At 59.9% G+C, this 21,568-nt stretch carries 15 protein-coding genes; 9 read left to right on the top strand and 6 right to left on the bottom strand.

Translation table 11 applies throughout. From position 1 onward, the window contains the following. Positions 1-125 precede the first annotated feature (125 nt). The 5 genes from DW823_RS03240 to DW823_RS03260 all read left to right on the top strand — a co-directional run bounded on the left by DW823_RS03240 (position 126) and on the right by DW823_RS03260 (position 5,432). Positions 126-860, top strand: a complete 735-nt coding sequence (locus DW823_RS03240) for a GntR family transcriptional regulator (RefSeq protein ID WP_118080248.1) — start codon at positions 126-128, stop codon at positions 858-860. Between the two features lie 197 nt (positions 861-1,057). Beyond that, positions 1,058-2,521, top strand: a complete 1,464-nt coding sequence (locus tag DW823_RS03245) for a YfcC family protein (RefSeq protein WP_118080251.1) — start codon at positions 1,058-1,060, stop codon at positions 2,519-2,521. Between the two features lie 12 nt (positions 2,522-2,533). Continuing rightward, the gene (locus DW823_RS03250) at positions 2,534-3,391 is read left to right on the top strand and encodes a sugar phosphate isomerase/epimerase (protein WP_118080253.1); all 858 of its coding nucleotides are present in this window, start codon (positions 2,534-2,536) and stop codon (positions 3,389-3,391) included. Between the two features lie 100 nt (positions 3,392-3,491). Then, the gene (locus DW823_RS03255; RefSeq protein ID WP_118080255.1) at positions 3,492-4,460 is read left to right on the top strand and encodes an SIS domain-containing protein; all 969 of its coding nucleotides are present in this window, start codon (positions 3,492-3,494) and stop codon (positions 4,458-4,460) included. Between the two features lie 99 nt (positions 4,461-4,559). Then, positions 4,560-5,432, top strand: a complete 873-nt coding sequence (locus DW823_RS03260; protein WP_118080257.1) for a PfkB family carbohydrate kinase — start codon at positions 4,560-4,562, stop codon at positions 5,430-5,432. 494 nt (positions 5,433-5,926) lie between these two features. On the opposite strand, the gene pknB is transcribed toward DW823_RS03260, so the two are convergent. The 6 genes from pknB to DW823_RS03290 form a co-directional block, all read right to left on the bottom strand. After that, positions 5,927-7,870 (bottom strand): Stk1 family PASTA domain-containing Ser/Thr kinase, encoded by a 1,944-nt coding sequence (pknB, locus tag DW823_RS03265; protein WP_118080259.1) that lies wholly within the window; start codon positions 7,868-7,870, stop codon positions 5,927-5,929. A gap of 132 nt (positions 7,871-8,002) precedes the next feature. Beyond that, positions 8,003-10,873 carry an FtsW/RodA/SpoVE family cell cycle protein gene (locus tag DW823_RS03270; RefSeq protein ID WP_118080262.1) on the bottom strand — a complete coding sequence of 957 codons (2,871 nt, stop codon included), beginning with the start codon at positions 10,871-10,873 and terminating at the stop codon, positions 8,003-8,005. A 16-nt stretch (positions 10,874-10,889) separates the two neighbouring features. Continuing rightward, entirely contained in the window at positions 10,890-12,668 is a 1,779-nt protein-coding gene (locus DW823_RS03275; RefSeq protein WP_118080264.1) for a Stp1/IreP family PP2C-type Ser/Thr phosphatase, read from the bottom strand. Beyond that, positions 12,665-13,081 (bottom strand): FHA domain-containing protein, encoded by a 417-nt coding sequence (locus DW823_RS03280; RefSeq protein WP_055250779.1) that lies wholly within the window; start codon positions 13,079-13,081, stop codon positions 12,665-12,667. The genes DW823_RS03275 and DW823_RS03280 overlap by 4 nt, the downstream gene beginning before the upstream one ends. Before the next feature lie 6 nt (positions 13,082-13,087). Continuing rightward, entirely contained in the window at positions 13,088-14,098 is a 1,011-nt protein-coding gene (locus DW823_RS03285) for an FhaA domain-containing protein (RefSeq protein WP_118080266.1), read from the bottom strand. After that, positions 14,095-15,948, bottom strand: a complete 1,854-nt coding sequence (locus DW823_RS03290; RefSeq protein ID WP_118080268.1) for a serine/threonine-protein kinase — start codon at positions 15,946-15,948, stop codon at positions 14,095-14,097. Before DW823_RS03290 ends, DW823_RS03285 begins: the two co-directional genes overlap by 4 nt. A gap of 441 nt (positions 15,949-16,389) precedes the next feature. Here DW823_RS03290 and DW823_RS03295 point away from each other — a divergent pair, with 441 nt between their 5' ends. The 4 genes from DW823_RS03295 (at position 16,390) to DW823_RS03310 (ending at position 21,566) form a co-directional block, all read left to right on the top strand. Next, positions 16,390-18,531, top strand: coding sequence for a LuxR C-terminal-related transcriptional regulator (locus tag DW823_RS03295; protein ID WP_158567255.1), 2,142 nt, complete (start codon positions 16,390-16,392; stop codon positions 18,529-18,531). 676 nt (positions 18,532-19,207) lie between these two features. Beyond that, on the top strand, positions 19,208-20,089 hold the full coding sequence (locus tag DW823_RS03300) for a hypothetical protein (protein WP_118080273.1): 882 nt from the start codon (positions 19,208-19,210) through the stop codon (positions 20,087-20,089). A 38-nt stretch (positions 20,090-20,127) separates the two neighbouring features. Then, entirely contained in the window at positions 20,128-20,925 is a 798-nt protein-coding gene (locus DW823_RS03305) for a DUF2705 family protein (RefSeq protein ID WP_147350643.1), read from the top strand. Then, complete coding sequence (locus DW823_RS03310) at positions 20,922-21,566, top strand: ATP-binding cassette domain-containing protein (RefSeq protein WP_055250770.1); 645 nt, start codon at positions 20,922-20,924, stop codon at positions 21,564-21,566. Before DW823_RS03305 ends, DW823_RS03310 begins: the two co-directional genes overlap by 4 nt. The last annotated feature ends 2 nt before the right edge of the window (positions 21,567-21,568 follow it).

Here is a 21,568-nt window from a genome sequence, read left to right on the forward strand (position 1 = left end):
CGAAATCAGCGACCAGATTCCCGATACGCTCAAACATGCAGGGCCCCTATGTGTTTAACCTCATTTTTCCGTGTGCGGTAGAATGGAGTCGTTGAGATCGCGAACGCCTTAAAGGGAGAGTTTTTGTGGATGCGCATCTGGATGGGGGCTCTTCCGCCCCGCTGTATCAACAGGTGCTCGATTTGCTTAAGAGCGATATCGAACAGGGGACATATCCCGTTGACTCGCAGATTCCAACGGAACTTGAGCTTTCTAAGATGTACGGCGTGGGAAGGGTCACGGTTCGCCGCGCAATAGAGGAGCTTGTGGGCGAGGGGTATCTCACCAAGCGGCAGGGGCGTGGTACGTTTGTGACCGCGACAAAGATAATTCGCAAGGTGCATCAGAAGGACGATGTTCAGAGTTTTACCCAAGCATGCGCTGAAAACGGCATGAAGGCGGGCGCTCGCGTCGTTGCCCGCAAGACCGTTGCCGCCGATCGCGACCTCGCTTCTTTCTTTGGCTTGGATGAAGGCTCTGACCTCATCTTGGTCTCACGCGTGCGTACCGCAGACGGCGTGCCGGTCCTGTTCGAGAACAACTACTATCCTGTCGATGGATTCGAATTTCTCAAAGATATCGGTCTCTCCAATTGTTCGATATTCGAGGCCGTGGGGGAGCGTACGGGTAGGTATCCCTGCTCGTCCGATCCCTGCAGGCTGGAGATCGCCCGTGCGGGAATTGATGCCGCCCGCGAGCTCAAGGTCCCAGTAGGGGAGCCGCTGTTCTTCATGAACGCGGGCTTTCTCGATTCCAACGGAGAGCGCTTCTGCTATGGCAGACAGTACTACGTGGGTTCGCGCTACAGCTTCGATATCTAGCGGCTCTGTCTCACACAGCGCTGTTCTCGTATTGCCGCGGCAGGTCCGTTTAGCGCGTAAAAGTTACCACTTATAGAACAACCTAATATGTTTCTTGACCGACGCCTTCATGCAGGTTATACATAGAACAACCTAAGATGTTTGCCTATACGTGAAGGATTTTTGGCAAGCATCGTTGCTCTGGCAGGAGGTTAAGAATGCCGGATGCCAAACAGGAGAAGCCCAAGCGCAGATTCCATCTCCAGCTTCCCCATGTGTACACCATCGCGTTCATGCTGATCGTGTTCTTCGCGGTGCTCACATGGATCGTCCCATCGGGTCAGTTCGACCGCCAGACCATTCAGACGGCCGCGGGCGAGCGAGAAGTCGCCGTAGCCGGAACGTACCAAGAGGTCGACAAGGTCTACACCGATTCGGAGACGGGGGAGACCGTCGATCTGCGACAGGGCATCGATGCCGTCCTGCAGGCTCCCGCCAAGGGCATTCAGGCTGCGGCCGATGTCGTCGCGTTCGTCCTGCTGATCGGCGGATCGTTCGCCATCGTCACCAAGACCAACGCCCTAAACGCCGGCATGAGCCGCGTGATCAAGAAGCTGAAGAACAAGGACATCTTGATCATCCCCATCTCCATGATCCTGCTCTCGATCTGCGGCACCACGTTCGGCATGTCCGAGGAGGCGCTGCCGTTCTACGCGATCTTCATCCCCATCATGCTGAGCATCGGGTATGACTCCATGACCGCGTTCATCATCTGCTTCCTCGGCCCCAACCTTGGTTACTGCGCATCCACTATTGATCCTTTCAACGTGCTGATCGCCCAGGGCGTTATCGGCATCGAGGGAAATCCCCAGCTTTGGCTCCGCGCCATCCTGTGGGTCATCTTCACCGCCGCGGGCATTTTCTGGGCCATGCGCTACGCGCGCCGCGTCAAGCTCGATCCCAAGTCCTCCATCACCTATGAGGACGATAAGCAGAAGCGCATCGAGTTCTCTGTCACCGATGCCTCTATCGAAGAGGAGTTCACGCTTCGCCACAAGCTCGTCCTCATTGATTTCGCGGTCGGCATGGGCGTTATCGTGTGGGGCCTCGTTACCCAGGGCTGGTATATGGACGAGATCTCCATGGTGTTCCTGGCCATGGGCCTTCTTGCCGGCATACTCGGCGGCCTGGACGAGAAGACCATTGCGGAGGAGTTCGTCCGCGGAATCGCCGACTTCGCCTACGCAGCCTGCATCATCGGCATCGCCCGCGGCATCCTGGTCGTCGCAGAGGGCGGAATGATCATCGACTCTATTCTTAACTGGCTCGTCGGACTCCTTGCGGGCGCTCCGTCCTTCATCTATACCACCTTCATGTACATCGTCCTCGGCCTGCTTTCGCTGCTGGTTCCTTCCAGCTCCGGCCTCGCTGCACTCACCATGCCCGTCATGGGCCCGCTGACCGAGCTTATGGGCCTCAATCCCGGGGCTGCCGTCACCGCTCTGCAGTTCGCGAACCAGACCGTCAACACCATCAGCCCCGTTGCGGGCATGACCGTCGCGGGTCTTGCCGTGGCGAAGATCTCCTTCGGGCAATGGTGGAAGACCATCTGGAAGTTCTTTATCTTCATGGTTCTGTTCGGATTGGTCGCGACTGTGATCTCCGGCCTACTGCCGATGTAGGAGGTGCCCAGCATGGATTTAAGCGCTTCCACACCCCGTCTGCGTCGCGAGCAGGTCGCCGGCATGAACATTCACTACATCATGTGGTCGCTCGATTACTTCCTTGATGCTCAGCAGCGCCTTGGCTTCAAAACCATCGAGCTTTGGGCGGCCGAGCCGCACGTGACGCTGGACCACACGGGGTATTTCGAGGCCGACGAGCTTCGCCGCAAGATCGAGTCCCGCGGACTCTCCGTGAGCTCCCTGTGTCCGGAGAACGTGGTGTATCCGTGGCAGTACGCTGCCAGAAAGCCCCTCCACGCGCAGCGGAGCCTCGCTTACTTTAAGCACGGCATCGAGCTCGCCGAGGTGCTCGGCGCCCCGTATATGTCCATCAACTCCGGTTGGGGCGATTGGGACGAGGACCGCGAGGAGGCTTGGAAGCGCTCTGCCGAGCACTTGGCGATTCTTGCGGACTATGCCGGCGAGCACGGCGTGACCCTCTGCATGGAGAGCCTGAGGCCGGAAGAGAGCAACTTGGTGGTTACACTCGCGGACGCCAGGCGCATGCTTGACCAAGTAGCCAGCCCGCACCTTACTCCAATGGTGGACACTACCGCTATGGGAGTCGCCGGCGAGAGCCTTGAAGAGTGGTTTGCCGAGTTTGGCGATGGTGCCATAAGGAACATGCGCTTCATTGATGGCGACCCATATGGCCATCTGGTTTGGGGCGATGGAAAGCACAGTATGGACGATTTCGTACGCGTCCTCAACGCGCATGGGTTCGAGGGCTATCTTGGTCAGGAGATCACCGATGGAAGGTATTTCGATGATCCCGCAGCAGCGGACCGGCACAACATGGACGCCTTCGAGAGGTATTTTGTCGACTAGCGCGTAGCTCCCATTCGCGTGGGGAAGTCAACACGCTTGACGAGAAGACTCGCAGTAAACGTTGGCGGATTCGTCCGCCGTATCGAAAGGAAGAATAACAATGAACGCACATGATCTTATCGCCGACGCAATCGCTGAAAAGGGCGGTTTCGATAGCGTCTTCTGGGTTGCCTGCGGCGGCTCCCTCATCGACCTGCTGCCCGCCCACGAGCTGCTCAAGCGCGAGGCGACTACGTTTGCCAGCGAGGCGTATACCGCCCGCGAGTTCGATATCATGCGTCCCAAGCGCCTGGGCGAAAAGTCCCTTGTCATCGCTTGCAGCCACTCCGGCAACACCCCCGAGGTAATCGATGCGTGCTCGATCGCCAAGGCGGCGGGCGCGACCGTTATCGTGCAGACGGACAACGCGGGTTCCGGCATCGATAACGGTGAGTGGACGTGCTGGGTATATCCGTGGGGCGAGGGAGTTCCGCAGGCGGAGGTGCCCGCCGGCATCTCTTTGGCTCTCGCTTCCGAGCTCCTGGATCAGCAGGAAGGTTATGCCGACCTTGCCGACATGTACGAAGGCATCGCCAAGATGGACCAGATCCTGCCTGCAGCTCGCGAGAAGGTCAACGCCGAACTCTGCGACCGTTTTGCCGCCCTGTGCCAGGACCACAAGTTCCTGTATATCTTGGGGTCCGGTCCCGTGTTTAGCCAGGCCTATGGCTTCGCTATCTGCTCGCTTATGGAGATGCAGTGGCAGAGCTGCGCCTATATCCACTCCGGCGAGTACTTCCACGGCCCCTTCGAGGTGACCGAGCCCGGAGTCTTCTACTTCCTGCAGATGTCTTCTAGTGAGTGCCGAGCCATGGATGAGCGCGCCCTCGCATTCCTCGAGACCCATACCGACACTCTTATGGTGCTCGACGCCATGGAGTACGGCATGGACCAAGTACCGGCGAGCGTTCGCGCGTTCCTTGATCCAATCCTGTTCTACGCGATGAACTGTGAGCTGCGCTCCGCTCGCGGCAAGGTGTTCGACCATCACCCGGACGTGCGTCGTTACATGGGCATCGAGAAGTACTAGCGATTTTAAAACGGGGTGCGAGGCGCGTTGAGACGTGCGAATCCCTCGCGCCCCGTCTGCTCGCCGTAACCACGGCGGTTTACCTGAATGGAGATAACCATGGCAGCCTATCCTATAAGCGTGCTTGGCTTTGGAGACAACGTTGTCGATAAGTACGAGCACATCAAGACCATGTATCCCGGCGGCAATGCAGTTAACTTCGCCGTCTTCGCCAAGAAGCTCGGCGTCGATCGCAGCGCCTACATGGGAATCTTCGGATCAGATGAGGAGGCCGAGCACGTTATAGCATCGCTCGAGGACGAGGGCGTCGAGCTTCTTCGCTGCCAGCAGGTCCTGGGCGTCAACGGCGCCGCTCGCGTGACCGTTGACGAGACCGGGGACCGTATCTTCCTGGGCTCCAATGAAGGCGGCATACGTGGCGACATGCGCTACGTGATAGACCGCTTCGCCGCCGAGTACGTCAGCGGCTTCGATTTGGTGCACAGCGGCAACTACTGCTTCACCGAGCGCGAGCTCCCCAAGATCAAGGCTGCCGGCGTGCCTATCAGCTTCGACTTCTCCGATGACTCCACCGACGAGTACTTCGGGCAGATTGCGCCATTTGTGACGTACGCCTTTATGTCCATGGGCGACGCTTCCCTGGAGGATATCAAGGCGAAGCTCGAGTGGGTGAAGGCCCTTGGCCCTCAAATCGTATGCGCATCGCGCGGGAGCAAGGGCTCCGTCGCCTATGACGGCGAAAACTTCTACGAGCAGGGCATCAAGCCCGTGGCGCCCGAGGAGCTCAAAGACGCTATGGCGGCCGGCGATTCACTGCTGACGGCGTTTTTGGTCACCTATCTTTCCAAGAAGAAGGCCGGCGAGTGCGGCGAGGCCGCGATTCGCGAGAGCTTGGACTTCGCTGCCGGTTTTGCGGCGGAGACCTGCAAGATCGAGGGCAGTTGGGGCCACCCGCTGGTCTACGAGAACTAGTTTTTTGTCGTGGCGGGGTGTCTTGGGGCGCCCCGCATTGCGTTAGGAGTCAAGATGTCCGTTCGTGCCTGCGCGGCAGGATTTTGCTGCGCCGATGTCTACCAGAATCTGGATCCCCTGGGTTGCATCCAAGGGGGCCTCTCAGGAGCGCTTCGAGGGGTGCTTCTTGAGTATATGAAGGCAAAAGGGATATGCAATCTTCATATACGGCCTTCTTTTAGAGGGCGTTGTCCTTACTCTTTCATCTCCTTGCCTATGGACATTTTGTCCATAGGCAAGAGTCCATGGTCGAGATCATGGTGAAGTTCTGCGGCCAGTAATTACTGCATTACATATTCTGTTGTCACCTGGGAGGCTCGCTTTTGCGGGCCTCTTTGCGTTGCTAAGGGGCCATGGTCTGTCGATAAATAAAGCGCCCGCTTGCGGGGGAGCAAGCGGGCGCCGTTGAGCGAATATGTTTGCGGCCCTAGCCGCTGCGGGTGATGGGTCCTCGACTAGTTAGTCGTGCCGGAATCGTCGCCCGAATCGGAGCCAGAAAGCGAAACCGTCAACGTGATCGTGCTGTCGGTGGACTGCTTGCCGGTGGGGGAGACGCCCGTGACGGTGGCGTTTTCGTTGCCGCTCACGGGGTTGCCGTTCTGGTCGCAGAACGCGATGTTGTAGAAGCCGGCATTGTTGAGCGCGGTGACGGCGGCAGAGATGCTCTTACCGTACAGATTGCCCGGAACGCTCGCCTTGCCGGACTTCTTGGCAATGACGACGGTAATCGTGGCGCCGGGCTTCTGCTTGCCGCTGGGGTTCCAGCTAATCACCGTGCCCTCGGTAACCGAGTCGTTCTCCTGATAACTCACGTTAACGCCAAAGCCGGCCATGTCGAGCGCATTGCGCGCCTGGGACTCGGTCATGTCAGTCAGATCGGGAACAGAGGTGGTATCCGGGCCGCTCGAGACCTTGTACGAGATGGTCGTGCCCTTCTCGACTTCTTTGCCGGCATCGGTGCCCTGCTCAAAGACCTGGCCTTCCTCGGCTTCGTTGGCTTCCTCGGAAGCGCTGCCCTTAAGGCCAACGCTTGCCAGCGCTGCCTCGGCCTGGTCCTTGGTCAGGCCAACGAGCTGCGGAACCTCAACCTTCTCGGAGGGCTTGGGGCCCTTGGAGACCACCAGGTTCACGCGCGTGCCCTTGGGCTTCTTGGCGTTGCCGTCGGGGGTCTGCTCGGCAACCTTGCCCTCGTCGACGTCGTCGTTGTAGCTCTGGTCGACGGTGCCGACCTCCAGGCCGGCTTCCTTGATCAGCTCGACGGCAGTCTGCTGGTCCTTGCCCAGCACATCGGGCACGGTGACCTGCTCGCCGCCAAAGAGTCCTGTGGCAAAGGCCACCACGATGCCGATGACGGCAACGGCTGCCACCACGGCGGCGATGATCTTGTTCTTGTTGGATTTGGGCTTTTCGACCTCGTAGGAGCCGGTGGAGCCCGAAACCGAGCTACGGGCGGTATTCTGGCCGCTCACGCCCGAGACGGGACGCACCATGGCGCGCGTCTGATCGGAAAGCTCGCGAGTCTTGGTGGCGCCCAGCTCACCGGGGGCACCGATGATGCGCGTGGGCTCCGAGACGTTGACGGCACGGCCCGACAGGTAGCTGTTGAGCACCTGACGAAGCTCGTCGGCGGTCTGGAAGCGGTTTGCCGGGTCCTTCTCCATGCACTTGAGGATGATGCGCTCAAGGTCGGCGTCGACACCGGAGTTGATCTGGCTCGGCGGAATAGGCAACTCGTTGACTTGCTTGAGTGCGACCGAGATGGCGTCGTCACCGTCAAAGGGAACGCGGCCGGTGGCGCACTCGTACATCACGACGCCCAGCGAGTAGATATCCGAGGTGGGGCCGAGGTCCTGACCGCGGGTCTGCTCGGGGCTGACGTAGTGGGCGGTTCCCAGCACGTTGTTATCTTGCGTGAGGTGGCTGTTCTTGGCGCGCGCGATGCCAAAGTCCATCACCTTGATGTTGCCGTCGGGCAGCACCATGATGTTCTGCGGCTTGATGTCGCGGTGGATGATCTCGTGCTTGTGGGCGACCGAAAGCGCGGAGCTGATCTGCGAGCCGATCTGGGCGACCTTCTTGGGGTCGAGGGCGCCGTGGCTCTTGATGCCGCTCTTAAGGTCGGTGCCGCGCAGGTACTCCATGACGATGTAATAGGTGTCGCCGTCCTTGCCCCAATCGTAGACGCCCACGATATAGGGGGAGGAGAGACCGGCTGCTGCTTGGGCCTCCTGCTTAAAGCGTGCGGCGAAGGTTGCGTCGCCAGCATACTGCGGCAGCATGATCTTGACGGCTACCGTGCGGTCGAGGACCTGGTCCTGCGCACGGAAGACGGTCGCCATGCCGCCTGTCCCCACCTTATCCTTGAGGAGGTATCTTCCCCCGAGGACCCTCTGTTCCATTCCTGCTCCTAACATAACTATTCGCTCAACGATGTGTGTAGTACCTACGATGTGGCCGCTGGGGCCGTGTGGCGCGTTGCCGCTAACTCTTCGGCCGCGGCGCGCCTCGGGTGTCCGATTCGATCATGGACATCACGCTCCCTGTGCGGCAAGCGCCGCGGTCAGGACGATACCGGCGATCTTGGCGGCCTTGACGTCATGCTTGTCGTAATCCTCCAAGGCCACCGAGATGGCGACCGTGGGTGAATCGTAAGGCGCAAAGCCAACGAACATCGAGTTGACGTTGGTGCCGCCGATCTCGGCCGAGCCGGTCTTGCCGGCGACCTTGACGCCGGGGACCTGGGCATCGGTGCCGGTACCGGACTGGACGACGGCGAGCATGGCCTGCTTGACCTGGTCGGCCGTGGCGGAGCTGACGGCCTGACCCAGCGAGCGGGACTGCGTGGTCTTGACCACAGTTCCGTCCGGGGCGAGTACCTGGGCTACAAAGTACGGGTCCATGACCACGCCACTGTTAGCGATGGCGGCGGCAATCACGGCGTTTTGCATGACGGTGGTCTGCGGCCCGGGCGTGTGGTCCATGCCGACAGGCTGGCCGGCGCCGGCCCAGGCGGTCTCCCACTCGGTCATGAGCGACGGGTCGGCCATGATGGAGGCAGCGGAGGTCAGGTCCTGGCCGAGCTTTTGGCCGTAGCCAAAGGCGTTGGCAAACTGCACGAGCGTGTTTGCGCCAACTTCGTTTGCCACCTGGCCAAAGACGACGTTGGAAGACACGGCAAAGGCCTGCTGCAGGCTGATGGTGCCGTAGCTCTCGTTGGCATAGTTGGTGACCGGCGCGTTGCCGATGTCCATGGAGCCGGGCGCCTGGTAGGTGCTGGTAAGGCTGGCGGTGCCGGTCTCGAGTGCCGCGGAAAGCGTAACGACCTTAAACGTGGAGCCCGGCGTGTACAGCGCGTCCATGGCGCGATTGTACATAGAGCCGTCCTCGCCGCCGCCCGCCTGCAGCAGGGCGTCGATGTTGGTGTTGTCGTAGGTGGGCGAGCTGGCACATGCGAGCACCGCGCCGGTACGCGGGTCGATGACCACTACAGCGCCCTTAAAGCCCTTGAGCGCCTGCTCGGCCGCCGTTTGGATACGCGAGTCAATGGTGAGCTTGGCGGTGTTGCCCGGCTGGGTCTGGCCCGCGAGCGACGCGATGGCGTTGTTCCAGCTGGAGTAATCCTTGGAGCCGGTGAGCGTGTCGTTCATGACGCTCTCGATGGCGGTGGTGCCATACTGCTGGCTCACGTAGCCAACCACGTGCGCTGCCAGGTTACCGTTGGGGTAGGAGCGTACGTAGGTGCCGTCCTCCTGCTGCAGCGACTCGGCCAGCGTCACGCCGTCGGACGTGATGATGGAACCGCGCTGGATGTACTTGGAGCGGGCGATGGTGTGGTTGTTGGTCGGCATGTCCTGATAGTCCTTGGCCTTGATGACCTGGACATAGGTGAGGTTGCCGATAAGGATGGCGAATAGTGCCGTAAAGGCGAGCACGGCGCGGGTCAGTCGATTGGCGAGCGCCACGCGGCCGAGCACACCGGATTCGGGCGTGTCGAGCAGGCGACGACGCATGCGCGAGCCGGCGGAGTGGCTGCCGCGGGCATACGAAGACGAAGTGGCGAAGCGCGTGCCGGCCGGGGAGGACGCCGAGGCGACCTGGTCGTCGGTGATGGCGGCCATGGTGCCGGTGCCGGTGAGCTCGGCCTCGCGACCGGTTGCCTCGTCACCGGCGCGCAGCAGCAGCGCGACGATGATAAAGCTTGCCAGCAGCGAGGAGCCACCCTGGCTCATAAAGGGCAGGGTGACGCCGGTCAGCGGGATCAGGCGGGTAACGCCGCCTACGATCAAAAAGGCCTGGAAGCTGATGGCTGCCGTAAGACCGGTGGCGCTAAAGGCGGCAAGGTCGGACTTGGCACGGGCTGCCGTGGTCAGGCCACGTACGGCAAAGAGCATAAACAGGATAAGAACGGCGCCACCGCCCAAAAGGCCCATCTCCTCGCCGATAGCCGAGAAGATAAAGTCGGACTCGACGACGGGGATGTTGTTGGCCATGCCGTTGCCAATGCCGACGCCAACAAGGCCGCCGTCGGCCAGCGAGAAGAGGGACTGGACAATCTGGTAGCCCTGGCCCTGTGCATCCTTAAAGGGATCGGCCCAGATCTGGAAACGAACCTGGACGTGCGACAGGAACTTGTAAGCGCCCACGGCCCCCACGGCCAAGAGCACAAGGCCGATGATGACATACGAGAAGCGACCCGTGGCAACGTAGAGCATCAGCAAGAAGATGGTGTAGAACAGCAAGGCCGAGCCCAGGTCACGTTCGAAGACAACGACGAGCAGGCATACGCCCCAGACTGCGAACAGCGGCAGCAGCAGGCGCAGACGCGGAATCTTAAGACCCAAGATCTTGCGGTTGGAGATAGAGAGCAGTTCGCGGTTCTCGGCCAGGTAACCGGCTAGGAACAGCACGATAAAGACCTTGGCGAACTCGCCGGGCTGAATGGTAAAGCCGGCGATGCGAATCCACAGTTTAGAGCCCGAGATCGTGGTGCCGATAAAGATGGGCAGCATCAGCAAGATGATGCCGATGATGCCAAAGGTGTACTTGTAGCGCATGACTACGTCGAGGTTTTTGACCAGCGCAAGCGTACCTACCATCAACGCCACCGAGATAAACAGGATGACGAGCTGCGAGATGGCGAGCGTGGGCGCCAAGCGCGTCACAAACGTGATGCCAATGCCCGAAAGAACAAAGACGACGGGCAGGATGGCCGGGTCGGCGCCGGGTGCCAGAATGCGCACGGCGATATGCGCCGCGGCGAAGGCGGCAAAGAGACCGATCGGAACGGCAAGTGTCTCAAACGAGATGGCGGCGCCTGCGGTGAGCACGTACATCGCATACAGCAGGATGACGGGGAACGCCGAGGCGATGAGTAAGAGCAGTTCGGTATTACGGCGACTCATAAGCGGCACTCCCTTTCTAATTCTTATCGGAGGCTTCGGCCTCGGCGGACTGTTCGGCGGTATTCTCGGAATCCGATTCGGAGGTCGAACCCTGGTCGGTGTTATTGCGGATCGTTTGCGCGTCGATCACCTGACGGGTCTGCTCCTCGTCGATCTGATGGCGGTACTTGGAGATGGTGTCCTGTGCGTCGTCGATGCTCGTCTGCTGAATACCTGCCTTAAGGCGATTTTGTGTGTCTTCGGGCAGGTCGGACAGTTTGATGGTGGTCGTGCTGTCGAGCCAGTGCAGCTTAAGGCCGAGCGGCTTGCCGGGAATGCCCCGGTAGACCGCGACGGTGTCCTTGTAGGTGCCCAGGTAGTACGAGCCGGTGATGCCTGCGTAGGCCCAGATGGCTGCCGCCAGCACAAAAGCGATGCCCAGTACGGTGGCAATGGTGATGTTGCGGCGGCGGACGCGCTTTGCCTCGCGCATGACGCCATCGTCGACCAGGTCGACCACCACCACGGTCACATTGTCGTGGCCGCCGGCGGCGAGCGCCGCGTCCACCAAGTTGTCGACGCAAATCTGCGCGGTCGAGGACTGTGTGGCGATGTTTTCGATATCGCTATCGGGAATCATGCTCGAAAGACCGTCCGAGCACAGGATCAGGCGGTCGCCTTCCTCGATATGCAGGGTAAAGTGGTCGGCATACATGGCGGGATCCGAGCCCAGCGCGCGGGTGATGACCGAGCGGTTGGGGTGGACGCGAGCCTCGTCTGCCGTAATTTCGCCGGCGTCCACGAGCTCCTCCACATAGGAGTGGTCGCGGGTCACGCGGATGAGCGTGCCCTCGTGGAGCAGATAGGCGCGCGAGTCGCCCACGTGGGCGATGGCGAGCATGTCGTTTTCGATATAGGCGCAGGTTGCCGTGCAGCCCATGCCGGGCTTGCCAAGCCCGTTGAGCGCAGCCTCGATGACCGCGGCGTTTGCAGCTTCGACGGCGGCCGCCAGTCGTGCGGCGTCGGCTGCCTGCGGCGCTGTCTTGGCAATGGTCTCGACGGCGATGGAGGAGGCTACCTCACCGGCGGCGTGGCCGCCCATGCCGTCGCATACGCAAAAGAGCGGCGATTGCACCAGATAGGAGTCTTCGTTATGCGGGCGCACACAGCCAACATCGGAGCGGGCGCCCCACATGAGCTGCGTGGTCGTGCCGGCGTCGTAGGTCGAGTCAGTCTCGACGCGCTCGTCGGTCAGCGGCTCAAAACTCATGGTCGAGCCGGGGTCCTTAAGCTTGGCCTCCACGGCGGCAACGTCAATCTCGGCCGTATCGCCGGGCGAGACGGTGTCGGCATCGTTGCTCGGGTCGTTGACGTTGGGCGTGGCTGGCTCTTCGGTTGTACGGTCGACAGGCTCGTCGTCTTGCGGGGCGACGGCTGCAGGCTCGGACGCTGCGGCGGGTGCCGGCGCTACGGGAAACACCGGTGCCGCGGGCTCGGGAGCCGCAAATACCGCGGAGCTCTCGGTAATCGCCGTGGCGACGGGTTCGGCAAAGTGAGCCGGCGCGGGCGTGTCTTGCGGGACCGCGGGCTGCTCGGCAGCGGCGTGCACGCCGATGGGGGCGTTACCGCCGTCAGCGGCGTTCTCGTCGTCGGTCAGCGTTGGATATTCTTGCGTTACATGCGAAAGAGGCAGGGAGAACACGGTGTCCTCGGGTTCCACGGGCACAGGGCCCGCCGGGGCGGCATGAGCCGGCGCGGCCGCGGGGGCGGCCGACGTCTCGGACATGGTTGCGGACTTGTTCTCCTCGTCGATCATCGACGGTTCACCTTCATGACCACGTCGCCAATCTGGACTTCGTCGCCCTCGCGCAGCGTTGCGGGCTCCACCAGCTGGCGGCCGTTGACGAGCGTGCCGTTAAGCGAGTTGAGGTCCTCGATAATAAGTGCCGGGCCCTGCAGCGAAAAGCGCGCATGCGAGGCCGAGACAAACGGTTCGTTGATGCAGATGTCCGACGACGGCGAACGGCCGACGATGACGGGGCCGAGCATATCCACGTGGATGCCGCGGATGCCGCGCGGGCCCTTGTCCACATCGATCGTCCAGATGGCCGAGTCGCGGCGCTGGCCGCGGACGAGCCCCACGCCGGTCTTCATGACGGCAAACAGGAAGATATAGAGCAGGACGACCAGGACAATGCGGCCTGCAAACAGGACGATATCGATGTTCATAAGCGACTATCCCCTAAATTCGAACGTGCTCAGGCCAAACGTCAGCAGGTCGCCGTTGCGCAGCGGGCAGCGCGTGATGCGGCGGTTGTTGACGAGCGTGCCGTTGGTGGAGTTGAGGTCCTCGATCGACCAGTCCGAGCCAGTAAAGGTGAGCTGGGCATGACGGCGCGACACGTTGGGGTCGCGCAGGGCGATGTCGGAAACCGAGCGCTCGCGACCGATGGTCACCTGTGCGGAGGTGATGGCGTGGCTCTCGCCGCTCACGACGTCGACAAGCTGGGCGAGCGGACGCTGCGGGGCGCGAGAGCCTGCCATGTTGGAGGCGATGCTGGCTGCGGCGCCAAGGCCAGCGGCGGCGCCGGTCGCGGCGGCTCCGCCCATGCCGGCAAGCGCGTCGCGCGAGACGGTTTGGGGCACGGGGATGGGTGCGGCGGCGGGATCGGGCATATTGGGCGCAAAGGGGTCGGCCACGGCAAGCGGGTCGGGAGTGGCAGCACGAGGTGCCGGCTGCTGCTGCGGCATAGCAGCGGGGTGTTGCTGCGGGGCGGCAAACTGCTGCTGGCCGGCGCGCGGGGCGCTGGCGGCACGGCTCGCGGCTGAGTTGTTCTGGCCCAGGCCGTTTTGGTAGGCGCGCTCTTCCTCGTACAGGCGACCGAGCGTAGGGGCATCGACGTTCTCGGCAAAGACCGAGAACTTGCCGCCGCGCAGCTGCGGGTCGATCATAAAGCGAACGAGGGGCTCGCCGACAAAGACGTAGCGGCGCTTTTCGGCCTGCGCTTTCACAAACTCGCGGACCTCGCGCGAAAGCTCGGGATAGAACGGGGCGAGCATGGGATCGTCGTCGGCGGCAATCAGGATGGTATAGAGCGCCGGCGCGGTGTTGACGCCGTTGATCACCAGAGTCTGATCCTCCATGTCGCGAGCGGCCTGCTTGGCAAGCTTCTTAAAGGAGAACGGGGCACGGGTGGCACCGAAGATGCCGGCCACGTGGTCCTCGAAGATGTTCAGGAAGTTCACGAAAGATCACTCTCCGTATAGGTTCTTTGGTATCCGAGCAAATAAAGGCATATCCCGACGATTATAGAGGATAGGATTCCCGTAACCGCTGCCTTGGCGACGACCGGGCCCGCAAGGCTGGCAATTTCCATATGGTGTGCAAGACAAAACGATACGGCCGAGCCGATGCCGGCGACGGCAATTGCGACGATGGCGGCAAGGTTCGATCCCTGCTCGGCGCGCTTGGCATGAGCATTGAGCAGCAGCGATGTTGCCGCGGCTATTGCTGCAACCAGCACGATTGCAGCGAGAAGGAGCGCGTCTCCCAGCGCTGCGACGACATTGCTAAGCCCCAGTACGCCTCCCGCAGAGAGAGCCGCTGCGGCAAGGCGGGCAAAGAGTGCGCCCATGCCCGTGGCCGCCGCTGCGCTTGCCGGGCCGAGCCAAAACGCCGCGATGCTCGTGGCGGCTCCGGCGGCAAGGAGGGCGTCGCCGGTTAGGCAACCCAGCGCAAGCGCGCAGGTGAGCGTCGCGCTCGCAGCCGCCTCGGTGCGTCCCCAAGCAATCCACCAACCGGACATGGCAGCGGCAAAAATGACCGCGACCGGCAGCATCGACAGGATGCCCTGCGACTGCATGGTGGCGTTGGCCATGAGCACCAAAAAGCCCACGGCCGAGATGGCCGAGCCAATCTGCGGGGCCAAGCCTGCCGCCGCGCCAATGGCGACGGCCGCCACGACCAGCCCGGGAAGCGTCGCGACGCCGGCTGTCTGCATAAGCAAAAAGCTGAAGGCTCCGCATGAGAGCGCCGAGATGCCGCGCATGGTGTAATTGCGTGCGCGGCCCCAGCGCGTGCCCGCCCAGCCAAGTGCGGGGTCGACCTCGACGGTGTCATCCTCGTAGCTCGATGGCTCGATATCATCTGCCGCGCACTCGTCACTCGAAAGCTCGCCTACCATCTGCTCCAAGCTGCGACGGCCTTCGCGCACGCTCCCCAAGCCGGCAAGGAGTCGGTCGCAGAATGCCTCGATGCTATCGGGGCGGTCTTGCGGCATGGGGGAGAGAGCGCTCATGAGCGCCGCCTCGGCCCCCGGGGGAAAGTGAGGGATCAGTTCGCTGGGATAGGTGGCGCCGCCGATGATGCGGTCGAGCGAGTCGGCAGGCGTGGCCGCCATAAAGGGGGCACTGCCGCACAGGCCCTCGTAGATCACGCAGGCAAGGGCAAAGACATCGGCACGTTCGTCGACCGTGCCGGTCTCGATATCGAGCTGCTCGGGCGGCATGTAGCCGATGGTGCCGCCGCGCGATCCGCCAAAGCCGCCGGCGGACGACAGCCGCGCCATGCCAAAGTCGGTGATCTTTACATTGCCCGAATGGTCGATAAGCACATTGGCGGGCTTTATGTCCAGATGAAGCACGCCGTTTGCATGGGCAAAGGTGAGTGCCTGACCCAGCGCGTCGGCAATGGCCGCGGCCTCGTCAAAGGTGAGCGAGTGGCCGTCCACGCGATGCAAAAACTCGGCCAACGACATACCGTCGACATACTCCATGACCAGGTAGGCATAGGCGGTGTCGTGCGTAAAGTCGATAACCTGCACGATATTGGGATGTTGAAGCATGGCGGCGGTATGCGCCTCGCGCAGCACGTCCATGATGTCGCTGGCGGGCATGCCGGCGCCGTTGATAAGGGGGATGCGCTTAATGGCCACGCGACGGCGCAGATGCGTGTCGCGGCAAATCTCGATGGAGCCAAAACCGCCGGTCGCAAGCGTCTCGAGCGGCTGGTACCGCTTGAGCAGCTCGCGAGAGCTAGTGCCCTCCAAGGGAACGTCCGGCGAGAACCGGGCGGTATGTTGCGAGAAAAGCGGCATGGCCAACCCTCGTGCGTTTAAAGTTCGTTTGCGAGCGGCGGGCGCGGGGCCGAGCCGTTCGCGGTGGCATAGATGCTGCTAGTGTAGCACGCTCGGGCGGATGGCGAGGATGGCGGGATGCGAGGCTGCCTGTCTGGCTTGGCCTTCGTCTCGACCCATCCGGAAAGCGCGCCCCAGTTTGCGGCCAAATACTGGGACACGCTTTCCGAATGGGGTGTGCTGCGGAAACTGCGTCCCAGAATATTGACTCAGAACGGGATACAGTTTCCAGATCGACGCTCAAAAGGAAACCGCATCCCGCTTTGATGCGGGGACTGCGGACAAAAGCTGAACCGTGATCTGGCTCGGATTGGAGTTCGCCTGAATCGTTGATGCTGGCTGGTGTGGGCGTGGAGATAAACGAGCAGCCCGAGCGATATAATGACACGCTATGGAGGTCATATGCTCTTTTCCCGCTGTTCTGCCACATCTGCTTTCGCCATTGCGCTCGTCGTAATGGCGGTTACCCCTTATCACCGGTTTTCATCTTCAATCGGCTTGGCATCAGGTGCAATGACCTGGCTCGTTATCCTTGGCGCATGCCTCGCGGCGTTTGGTCATGGTGTTGCGCTCCGCAAGGGGAGAGAAATAAGACGGCCGGGTCGCCTTGGCGTCTTCGGTGTTTTCCTTGCTGCTATTGCGGTGGTTCCCGAATGGGTCGACTTGGCCTTCTATGCTCGCGGAGATTCTATTCCAATCGTGTTTGCACCAATCTGGTTGTTGCATCGTGTTTCGTGTGCCTTGTGCTTCACTGGGTCGTTGCTCCTCTCATATGTAATTTGGGATACGGCGGGCTCTCCTTTGATACGGGGGGCGGCGCGGGACGGCGAAAGGGGGACCCGCCGATCGCAGAGCATGCTTTTTGCAGAAACAATAGTTGTCCTGTCTTGCCTGCTGTTTTGCTGTCGAATTTCATGGAGAGTCGTTCCCGAGCCATGGGGGATGCCCTCTGTAACGGCCGCATCAATTGGCCTCGTGCTTTTAATTCCGCTGGTCTATCTCGTATTGGCTGCGGTCCCGCTGCTTTGCTGTCCCCGCGCCTTTGGTCGGGGGCAGGGCGACGTGTTTGCCCGTTCTGTGCTTGTAGCAGTTCCCATTGGCCTTGTTCCGGCTGTCGAGGTGGCATACTTTGCAAGCGATGCCGCAGTCATTGCATCACTGTCGATGGGGTCCGCTATTGCTGTTGCCGCCTTCGTATGCACATTGCTAAGGGAGAAACGGGACAACAATTCGGATACCCCTCGCACGTCCGACCCATTCGATGCGGGGGTGTTTTCCCCTGCCCTGTCGCCTCGAGAAGAGCAGTTTGTTCGACTGCTGCTCAAAGGGAAAACGCCGGCGGAAATTGCCAGGGAGACGGGTACGAAGCCATCGACGGTGCGAACAACGCTTCACCGAGCATACGGGAAGGCATCGGTTGCGGGCTCACGCGAGCTCGTGGCATTGTTTGCGGGTGAGGGTGATGCTACAGGGCCTGGTCTGCTGCAGCGGCATGCTGGTGATATGTTGACATCAGTTCGGACGCGCCGGCTGTTTCGATACCTGCTCACAACATTTTTTATCCTCCTTGCGGCGGGCCCCTTGGTAATGGCGGATAGCGATTGGGGATCCGGTGTTTCGCGGGCAGTCGCCTTTTCTCTCGCAAGCTATGCATTGGGTCTCGGACTGCTTCTGCCGCTGCACTACGCGGGTGAAAAACTGAATCGTGAAGTTGCGCTGACTAGAACGGATGGGGCGATTGGGCTCGGAAGCCCGTGCGTATGGGCGGTGCTGTCTGCCGTGGAATGGTCTTTTGTCTATATCGCGGCATGGAGGTGTATATGCGATCCGTTGATGGCTGCGCCGGTCCTGCTGTGCGGCGTGGCATCTACGGTCTCGCTCGCTGTTGGGCTGCGTCCGTTTAAGGTGCATGCCCGTGTCCGGGCTATCGTGCCGTTGGTGTCAATAGGTGCGGCTACTTTAATCCATGCGGCCACTAGGGGGCGAATCCATGGGTTCGCGGTGCTGACGGGGATGTTGCTCACATACATAGTGCTGCGTAGCTGTCCGCAGCGCAAAATGCTTGGGATATGGATGCTTTGCTTTGGGGCGGCGGCTCCTGTCTGGGTTGTCTTGCTCAACATGGTGCAGGATCTGACGGTTTTCGAGCCTCTGTTCCTTGCGTCGTTGCTGGGGCAAAGTTCGGCCGTCAATGTCGTCGTGGCAACGGTGATTGTTTGCTGGTCTGTGCCCATGCTCGTTACGCACATCGTGCTCGTACGCTCGGTTGAGGACGAGAAGGCCGTCTTGAAGTACCGTGCGAACGGGTCCACCGAAGCAGCTCACGTGCGCCGGCTGGCTCTGCTTACGTCGCGCGCCCTGTCCGATGTTCAGGCCCGAATATTGTTGATGACGGCAGAGGGCACAACGACAAAGACCATTGCGCAGGATGTCGGTTACGCTGCATCTACGGTGCAAGCGCTGCGATCCGCGTCCTATCGCCAGTTGAAGATCAAGAACAAAGCAGAGCTTATTTCATTGTTATCGCAGGTAGATAACGTGTAAACGCCTGGATTATCAACTCAATAGCGAGTGTTTACAGACATCTTTCTCCATTCATGCAAAGGTTGCTGTGCGTCGACGCATTGTTAGCCGCTTTTGATTGGAGAAGGCCATGATTAAGCCAAGGAGCGCTATTACTCGAATCGGAGTCGGGTTGGCGATTGCTGCGGGTCTGTCCCTAGGGGTTCCCGCTGCATCGTTCGCGCAAGAGGAGTTTGACACCTCTCAGGTTTCTAGCATTACTCAAAACGCCGATACGGGAATTACGACCTGTACGAACAATGCCGATAGGGCATTTAGTTTTCAATGTGCCGGGACGAGTGCAACTGGCTACCGTCAAAAGGATGATTCCTCATCGCTCTATCTGGATATCCAAGGTTATACGGGAAATCCGCTTCGGTTATATACAGACGGTGCGTATAACACAAGCGGTAGCGGCAGCATGAATTGTACTCAGGGAACGTATCGTTCGAATCACAAGGGACAGTGGGAAATGTATAACCTCGTCCGTGAGAACGGGCGATCTGCGGCGCGACTGACTGCATGGGCGGAGTCTGGCTACGGCACTGTTATTGGTGTATGGAGCCCCGACTGCGTCGGGCATTTCCGCAAGCTTCCCGCATAGTTGTTTGAATTGGCTCCCTTCCGGCTTTCTGGGTCGGAAGGGGGAGGAGGACGTATGAACCAAAGGCTCGTAAGATATGAGCTGTCGAAAACGATAAGACGCCCAGCTTTTATCTTTGCTCTCTTGATTGCAGTCGCAGTTGCAATAGTTGCCGCGCTGGAGCCGTGGGCAAATTTGGAAAAAGAACGTCACAACCTTCTTTCTTTTGGTTACGGCGTTGGCATGCAAGCCAAAAATTATCTCGGTCAAACACGTGAAAGCAGCTTCGGTAACTGGATTGTTGTGAGCGCGAACGCGCCGCTGTCTGCGTCGGTGTTTTTCTATGCACTGCCCCTGCTTGCAATGTTGGCTGGATCTTGGTCGTGCCTCTTTGAGCGTTTGAGTGGTTATGACATGCAGATATGCACGCGCGTTTCCAGAAAGGCGTACGTGAACGTAAAGATGCTGTCTGCTTTCCTCTCCGCGTTTACAGTGACTGCCATTCCTCTGCTCGTCAATTTCCTGATCGTCTCGATGCTTTTTCCTGCGTATCTTCCTCGGGTCGATGAGTCGACTTACGTAGGACTTTACCTGCATAGCTACTTCTCCGGTCTATTTTATTCGCATCCTTTGTCGTATGTGCTCGCATACACGCTGTTCGATGCTGTCACGCTCGGGACTTTATCCATGGCTGTAACTGGCTTCTCAATTTTGTTTCGTAGCAGAATCAAAGCGATAATTGTCCCGTATCTGCTAATGGTTGCGTGGCATTTTGCAAATGGCTGGATCTTCGGCGTAATGGCTTGCGTGGGGTTTAACTGCAATATCCTCAACAGCATCAGGTCGGAATCGCTGAATAACTGGCCAGACATTCGAGCCGGTTTTGCGGAAATCATATTATTGACCCTTGCTTCGTTGGCTTTTTCTGGGGCGTGGAAAAGGCGGGAGATGGTCTGATGCTGTTTAGGCTGGTCGCCGCGGACCTGAGGACCGTTTTGAAGAAGAACATCATTACCTTTATTGCGATTGCAGCAGTGACCGTTGCGAACCTGGTGTACGCCTACGGATTGTCTTCTGTGTATGGGGTCAGGACGGATACCTTGGGGTTTGCGGACAATCTTGCGCTCGTGTTTGCCGGATCTGCTCCGTTTGAGCCTAGGCCCGGGGTCATGTTTGTGCCTCCGCTAGGATGGCTATTTCTCATTCTGCTTATTCTCTATACAACACTCGATTATCCCGCCGAATCGTTGCACGGGTTTGGTTTGCAAACGCTTGTCCGATGCCGGGCGAGAACCCTTTGGTGGGTCTCGCGTTTTATCTCAGTAACGGCAATAACGGCATTTTCGCTGCTTGTGGTGGTTTGCTCTGTTGTGATTTGGAGCTTGATGGTGAGCGCCTCGTTCAGCGCGGTCATCCATGGCGAGTCGCTTCAGCTGGCTAATTTGGCGCCGTGGTTTCTCAAAGTGGGCGAGGCGGATGCGCTGCCGTTTTTCATAGGTCTCTTTTTTGCTTTTGAGGCGCTTGCGTTTGCACAGGCAGCGGTTGGGTTTGTGCTTGGGCCGTCAGCCTCATTTGCGGTTGTAATGAGCTACCTGATCTGTTCGGCATATGCGCGGCATTGGGCGCTGCTGGGAAATGCCTTGATGCTGTTGCGCTGGGGTGGAATCGTCAAAGAAGGAATTGCGACGGGCTCGAGTGGCTTGTTTTCAATTGTGATTATGTCGTTATGTCTATCGTTGGGTGGACTGTGGTTTCGAAAGGCCGACCTTATCGAAAAGAGGGACAAGATATGAGCGTGATCGTTAGGGACGTATCGAAGCGCATGGGCAAAAACGATGTCCTGCGCAACGTGTCTATCGAGGTTGACCCTGGGACTGTGGTCGGGCTTCAGGGGATAAACGGTTCGGGCAAGACCATGCTTATGCGAGCGGTCTGCGGATTGATTAGACCCACCGAGGGCGAAATCATTATCGATGGTCAAAGACTTGGGGCTGATATCTCGTTTCCGCCGAGTCTTGGGATGTTGATAGAGGCTCCTTCCTTTTTAGGATATCTGTCTGGCTACGACAATCTGGAACTCATAGCTCAAATCAAGGGCGTTGCCACCCCCGAGGACATTCGCTCCGCCCTGCGGCTCGTGGGGCTCGATGCAGACGAAAAAAAGAAGTTCCGAGCATACTCGCTTGGGATGAAGCAGCGTCTGGGGATAGCTGCGGCGATTATGGAAAAGCCGAAGCTGCTTGTTCTCGATGAACCAACAAATGCCCTCGACGAAGCGGGCGTTGAAATGCTCAAGCGTGTTGTGGCGATGGCGGCATCAACGGGTCGCGAGGTTCTTCTGTCTAGCCATGACGGAGAGGTGCTCGAGGAGCTGGCCGATCGGGTTTACTGCATGCGCGACGGTGCCGTTGTGGAAGTTCGGGAAAGGTCGTGAGC

This window comes from Collinsella sp. AM34-10 (genome assembly GCF_003469185.1).
Lineage (GTDB): Bacteria > Actinomycetota > Coriobacteriia > Coriobacteriales > Coriobacteriaceae > Collinsella.

Bases quoted from the DNA above. Each gene is read 5' to 3' on its own strand.
- DW823_RS03300 (WP_118080273.1), top strand. From the start codon at position 19,208: ATGAACCAAAGGCTCGTAAGATATGAGCTGTCGAAAACGATAAGACGC.
- DW823_RS03280 (WP_055250779.1), bottom strand. From the start codon at position 13,081: ATGAACATCGATATCGTCCTGTTTGCAGGCCGCATTGTCCTGGTCGTC.
- DW823_RS03275 (WP_118080264.1), bottom strand. From the start codon at position 12,668: ATGATCGACGAGGAGAACAAGTCCGCAACCATGTCCGAGACGTCGGCC.
- DW823_RS03295 (WP_158567255.1), top strand. From the start codon at position 16,390: ATGCTCTTTTCCCGCTGTTCTGCCACATCTGCTTTCGCCATTGCGCTC.
- DW823_RS03260 (WP_118080257.1), top strand. From the start codon at position 4,560: ATGGCAGCCTATCCTATAAGCGTGCTTGGCTTTGGAGACAACGTTGTC.
- DW823_RS03290 (WP_118080268.1), bottom strand. From the start codon at position 15,948: ATGCCGCTTTTCTCGCAACATACCGCCCGGTTCTCGCCGGACGTTCCC.
- DW823_RS03255 (WP_118080255.1), top strand. From the start codon at position 3,492: ATGAACGCACATGATCTTATCGCCGACGCAATCGCTGAAAAGGGCGGT.
- pknB (WP_118080259.1), bottom strand. From the start codon at position 7,870: ATGGAACAGAGGGTCCTCGGGGGAAGATACCTCCTCAAGGATAAGGTG.
- DW823_RS03245 (WP_118080251.1), top strand. From the start codon at position 1,058: ATGCCGGATGCCAAACAGGAGAAGCCCAAGCGCAGATTCCATCTCCAG.
- DW823_RS03270 (WP_118080262.1), bottom strand. From the start codon at position 10,873: ATGAGTCGCCGTAATACCGAACTGCTCTTACTCATCGCCTCGGCGTTC.
- DW823_RS03310 (WP_055250770.1), top strand. From the start codon at position 20,922: ATGAGCGTGATCGTTAGGGACGTATCGAAGCGCATGGGCAAAAACGAT.
- DW823_RS03250 (WP_118080253.1), top strand. From the start codon at position 2,534: ATGGATTTAAGCGCTTCCACACCCCGTCTGCGTCGCGAGCAGGTCGCC.